General features: G+C 66.7%; 5 protein-coding genes and 1 pseudogene. All 6 read right to left on the bottom strand.

Translation table 11 applies throughout. The annotated features are described in order from the left end of the window. Window positions 1–69: 69 nt before the first annotated feature. Window positions 70–228: pseudogene (locus RKP46_RS09290) on the bottom strand (IS3 family transposase); the annotation flags it as partial. Window positions 229–450: 222 nt separating this feature from the next. Then, window positions 451–1227: a 5-oxoprolinase subunit PxpA gene (locus RKP46_RS09285; RefSeq protein WP_311106383.1), complete on the bottom strand. Its 777-nt coding sequence runs from the start codon at window positions 1225–1227 to the stop codon at window positions 451–453. A 16-nt stretch (window positions 1228–1243) separates the two neighbouring features. Next, window positions 1244–2290, bottom strand: coding sequence for a biotin-dependent carboxyltransferase family protein (locus RKP46_RS09280; RefSeq protein ID WP_311106382.1), 1047 nt, complete (start codon window positions 2288–2290; stop codon window positions 1244–1246). Further along, window positions 2287–3045 carry a 5-oxoprolinase subunit PxpB gene (gene pxpB / locus RKP46_RS09275; RefSeq protein WP_311106381.1) on the bottom strand — a complete coding sequence of 253 codons (759 nt, stop codon included), beginning with the start codon at window positions 3043–3045 and terminating at the stop codon, window positions 2287–2289. Before pxpB ends, RKP46_RS09280 begins: the two co-directional genes overlap by 4 nt. A 6-nt stretch (window positions 3046–3051) precedes the next feature. Further along, on the bottom strand, window positions 3052–4350 hold the full coding sequence (locus RKP46_RS09270) for a TRAP transporter large permease subunit (protein WP_311106380.1): 1299 nt from the start codon (window positions 4348–4350) through the stop codon (window positions 3052–3054). A gap of 10 nt (window positions 4351–4360) precedes the next feature. Further along, window positions 4361–4879 carry a TRAP transporter small permease gene (locus RKP46_RS09265; RefSeq protein ID WP_300327524.1) on the bottom strand — a complete coding sequence of 173 codons (519 nt, stop codon included), beginning with the start codon at window positions 4877–4879 and terminating at the stop codon, window positions 4361–4363. Window positions 4880–5046 lie beyond the last annotated feature (167 nt).

Genomic DNA, 5046 nt, shown 5'->3' with positions numbered 1-5046 from the left:
CAGGTCTTGCCGGTTTGTGTGTGAAAAACCGGTCGCAGCGCGACCGGCTTTTCTGTTCGCGCACCAGGCACGCCAGAGCCCCTTGCCGTCCATGCTGATCCGGATGTCGTGCGCCTTGAGTAGACCCGTGGATTCGCCGCTGGTGAACGGGCAAGCCTGATCGGTGTTGAAGATCTCCGGGCACCCGTGGCGGCGAATGGCGTCGCGCACTGCATCTAGACGGAACGAGTCCGTGATCTGGTTCGGGTGGATGTCGTACTGCTGCGCCCGCTCCGCCAGCGTCTGGTCACTCATCAGCGTCGCCAGCACCAGTTGTGCCTCGACTTCCGGCTTGTGCTTCCGCCCCTTCCTTTTCGTCATGCTCGCGGTGCTGCTGGGGCAGCTTCGGCAACGGTTTGATGGGGCAAGACTACCACTTGTCCTGCTGTCCGAATTTCCGAGGCCACCTCTCTACGGCTGGAGCGTATCGGGTAGCGTCGTCGGCAGATAGCCGGCCTGTTCCAGGCCGGTGGCGATGCGGCGCGCCGAGGCCAGCGCGTCAGGGCCATCGCCATGGACGCAGATGCTGTGAATCTCCGTCTTGAGAACCTTGCCGCTGGCGGTCACCAGTCCGCCCACGTCGAGCATGCGCAGCACGTGATCCAGGCTGGCCTGGGCGCCGTGGATCATCGCTCCCGGCTGGCTGCGCGGAACGAGTTGGCCGTCGTCCCGGTAGGCGCGGTCGGCGAAGATCTCGAGGCCGACCGCCAGTCCGGCGCGAGCACCGGCCAGAACGAGCCGGGAGTGTGCCGGGGCGAGCAGGATCAGGTCTCGGCTGACGGAGGCGACCGCGCCCGCCACCACATCGGCTAGGCGAGTATCGGCGCAAGCCATGTTGTTCAGCGCACCGTGCGGTTTGACGTGGGTGACCGCATGTCCCTCGACGGCGGCCATCGCCTGCAGGGCGCCGATCTGGTAGATCAGCAGGGCGGCGAGTTCGTCGTCCGGGATATCCATGCGGCGGCGGCCGAAACCCTGGAGGTCGGGAAAGGAGGGGTGGGCGCCGATGCTGACGCCGCGTTCACGCGCTCTGCGGACCGTCCGGCGCATGACCAGCGGGTCGCCGGCATGGAAGCCGCAGGCGACGTTGGCGCTGCCGACGACCTCGAGCAGGGCGCTGTCGTCGCCCATGCTCCAGGCTCCGAAGCTCTCCCCCAGGTCGGCATTGAGGTTGATTTTCTGGCTCATCAGGGTCTTTCGTGGGTCAGTCGTGGGTGGGTGGCTCGGCGCGGACCATGCCGTCGATCAGGTTGCAGGTGTAAAGGGCGGCCTCGTCGAGGTAGCTCGCGGGCTGGCAAGTCGCGATGGCGTTTTGCCAGCGCGCCAGGCGCTCGCTTTCGCGGCGCTGGATGGCGAGCGCCTGTGGCAGGTCGATCTTCGCGAAGCGCAGTTCGTCGCCGGTACGACACTGGCCCAGGCGCGGCAGGTCGGCGCGGATCACGGTGGCGATCTTGGGGTAGCCGCCCACCGTCTGGCAGTCGGCCAGGAGCAGGATGGGCTGGCCGTTTCCAGGTACCTGCAACGCGCCAGGCGCGACCGCATCGGAGACGATATCGACATGGGTCGGGCTGCGGTGGACCAGAGCGGGACCGTCGAGGCGCATGCCCATACGGTCGCTGTCGCGGGTCACCCGGTAGGGAGAGGCGAGCAGGCGCTCGAATTCGCCGTTGGTGAAATGGTCGGCCTGCGGGCCGGGAATGACGCGGATCGGGCCGTCCAGGTGCCTCCAGGGTTCGGCTCGGTATTCGCGGCAGGCGTTACCGGCGAGGCGAGGGCAGGGCAGCGCGTCGCCGGTCGCCAGCAGTCGACCGGCGATGCCGCCGATGCCGGTGCGTCGATGGGTGGCGCGGCTGCCCAGTTGCGGCGCCACATCGATGCCGCCGGATACCGCCAGGTAGGCGGTGCCGCCGTTCACCGCACCGCATCTCAGGACGTCGCCGGTTTCCAGTGTGGCGCTCTGCCAGGCATCGAGTTCCTGGCGGCTGCCGCCGTGGCGCAGGACGCTGGCCGACAGCGGGCCGGTCAGCGCAACCCGTAGCGGCCCATGGCGGACCGCGAGGCCGAGGCTGCAGCCTCGGATTTCGATCGCTGCTGCGGCGTTGCCATTGCCGACCAGGGCATTGGCGCAGGCGGCGAAAAGAGGGTCGAGGAAACCGGAGACGGCGACCCCCATATGGCGATAACCGTAGCGGCCGGCGTCCTGGATGGCGTTGTCGAGGCCGCCATCGATCACCTCCAGGCAGCCGCTCATGTCTGGCCTTCGTGCAGGAAATTCTGGCGATGCAGTTCGCCGTGCGCCAGCGCCCGTTCGATTCGCGCGTATTCGCGGCGGTCGACGGCCTGCCAGCGCACGCCGTCGCCAGCGGCAAGCAGGGCGGGCGGGTCGTCGTCGGCGACGAAGAGATCGATCGGCGTCTGTCCAAGCAAGTTCCAGCCGCCCGGGCTCGGCCACGGATACACCGCGCACATTTCGCCGGCAATGGCGATGGAGCGGGCCGGAACGAGCTTGCGCGGCGTGCCCAGGCGAGGCGTGTGCAGTTCGGTCGGCAAGCCGCCCATGTAGGGGAAGCCGGGCATGAAACCGATCATGTAGACGCGAAATTCGGTCCGGCAGAGGGCACGGACGACCTCCTCCGGCGTCGTTCCGTGACGCGCGGCGACGGCCGCCAGATCGGGTGCGAGATCGGCGTCGAAACAAGCCGGTAGCCGCCAGGAACGGCCACCGAGGATAGCCGCTTCCGCGCCGCGGGCGAGTGCCAGCAGGCGTTCGCCCAGCGCCAGCGGATCGGGGTCGGGGAGGAAATGGACGGTCAGCGAACGAAAACTGGGGACGGTGTCGACCACGCCGGCAAAAGCCGGGTCGTGGCGGCGGGCATCGTCGACCCGGGCGTCCAGGGCCATCACCCGACCGTGGATGGTCGGGTCGATATGCCCGGCAAATTCGACGGTCCACGCGCTGTCGCCAAGCGGCAACAGGCGCGGGATGTCGTAGGCTTGCGGCGGCATGGCTGCTCAAGCCGCCATCTGCCGCGGCAGCCAGGAGACCAGGCCGGGAAAGCAGTAAAGCAGCAGAACGGCGCCAACCATGAGCAGGAACATTGGAAAGGCATGCTTCGCGAGGTAGGTGATTTCCTTCTTGGTCATGCCTTGCAGAACGAACAGGTTGAAGCCGACCGGCGGTGTGACCTGCGCCATTTCGACGACGATGACGACGAAGATGCCGAACCAGACGAGGTCGAAACCGGCGGCTTCGACGGTTGGCAGCAGCACGCCCATGGTCAGCACGACGATGGAAATGCCGTCCAGGAAGCAGCCGAGGATGATGAAGAAGACCATCAATGCCACGATCAGCAGCAGCGGCGACAGGCCGAGGCCGGTGATCCACTGCGCGAGGTGGCGCGGCAGGCCCAGATAGCCCATGGACAGAGTCAGGAAGGCTGCCCCGGCGAGGATCAGCGCGATCATGCAATATAGGCGGGTGGCGCCGAGCAGGCTGTCGCGGAAATTCTTCCAGCTCAACTCGCCCTGCACGGCAGCAATCGCCATCGAGCCGACGACGCCCAGTGCCGCCGCCTCGGTGGCGGTGGCGAGGCCGGTATAGATCGAGCCGAGAACGGCGGCAATCAGCGAGACGACCGGAATCAGGTGGCGTGATTCATGCAGCTTCTGGAAGAGGGTGAATTTCTGTTCGGCCGGCGGAATCAGGTCCGGGTTGAGCAGCGCCCAGACGATCGTGTAACCCATGAACAGACCCGCCAGCAGCAGGCCGGGGACGACGCCGGCGATGAACAGCTGGGCGATCGAGACATTGGCCGTGACGCCATAGACGATCATGATGATCGACGGCGGAATGAGCAGGCCGAGCGTACCGGCGCCGGCCAGCGTACCGATGGCGATGTGCTCCGGGTAGCCGCGGCGCTTCAGTTCCGGCAGGGTCATCTTGCCGATGGTGGCGCAGGTGGCGGCGGAGGAGCCGGAGACCGCGGCAAAAATCGTGCAGCCGATGATGTTGGTATGCAACAGGCGACCCGGCAGACGTTCCAGCCAGGGGGACAGGCCCTTGAACATGTCTTCGGAGAGCTTGGTGCGGAACAGAATTTCGCCCATCCAGACGAAGAGCGGCAGCGCGGTCAGCGTCCAGGACGAAGCGGAACTCCAGATGGTGATCGACATGGCGTCGCCCACCGGACGGCTGGTGAACAACTCCATGCCGACCCACGCCACGCCGGTCAAGGCGAGGCCGATCCAGACGCCGGAGCCGAGAATGAGAAACAGGGTGGCGATGAGCAGCAGGGTGATGGTCAGGTCCATGGCCGCCTCGTCATTCGACACGCGCCGGCTCGCCTGCGGGCGAAGCGTCGCGCCGGGTCCGGCCGGTGAGCAGCAGGACCAGGTCGTTCAAGAAGGCGAGTGCGAAGAGCGAGGTGCCGACCGCCATGCCGATCTGGGGAATCCACAGCGGCGTGGCGTCGAGGCCGGTGGAGATATCGAAGAATTCGCGGCTTTGCAGGACGAGGCGGATCGAGAACCAGGCCAGCGCGCTCGCCAGACCGAGCGCGACGAGGTGGCAGAAGATGTCCAACCAGTGCCGGGCGCCGGCCGGCAACTGGTTGAAGATCAGCGTCACGCGGATGTGTTCACCGCGCCGCAGGGTGGGCGCCAGCGCGAGAAATCCGGCCGCCGCCATGCAGTAGCCGGCGTAGGCGTCCGAGCCCGGCAGGTCGAGGCTGGGAACGAGGCGCCCGACGATGCTGATCAGAACGGCAAGCAGCGTGGCGATCATGAACAGGCCGGCCAGATAGGCGGCCAGATCGAACAGGGTGTCGATCAGCTTGCGCATCGAGACTCTCCGAAAAAGTGGGTCTTTCCGGGAAAGGCCCTCTTGCCGGTCAGGCAGAAGATTGAAGCCGCCGGCGCCAGCTTACTTGCGGTAGGCGTCGAGCATGGCCTGGCCTTCGGGTCCGGCCTGCTTCATCCAGTCGCCGATCATCTGCTCGCCGACTTTCT

The organism is Accumulibacter sp., from assembly GCF_031732815.1.
In the GTDB taxonomy this organism is placed as follows: domain Bacteria; phylum Pseudomonadota; class Gammaproteobacteria; order Burkholderiales; family Rhodocyclaceae; genus Accumulibacter.
This window is presented reverse-complemented; position numbering and strand designations above follow the sequence as displayed.

Excerpts from the sequence above, each read along its gene's own strand:
- RKP46_RS09285 (WP_311106383.1), bottom strand. The coding sequence starts at position 1,227 with ATGAGCCAGAAAATCAACCTCAATGCCGACCTGGGGGAGAGCTTCGGA.
- RKP46_RS09280 (WP_311106382.1), bottom strand. The coding sequence starts at position 2,290 with ATGAGCGGCTGCCTGGAGGTGATCGATGGCGGCCTCGACAACGCCATC.
- pxpB (WP_311106381.1), bottom strand. The coding sequence starts at position 3,045 with ATGCCGCCGCAAGCCTACGACATCCCGCGCCTGTTGCCGCTTGGCGAC.
- RKP46_RS09270 (WP_311106380.1), bottom strand. The coding sequence starts at position 4,350 with ATGGACCTGACCATCACCCTGCTGCTCATCGCCACCCTGTTTCTCATT.
- RKP46_RS09265 (WP_300327524.1), bottom strand. The coding sequence starts at position 4,879 with ATGCGCAAGCTGATCGACACCCTGTTCGATCTGGCCGCCTATCTGGCC.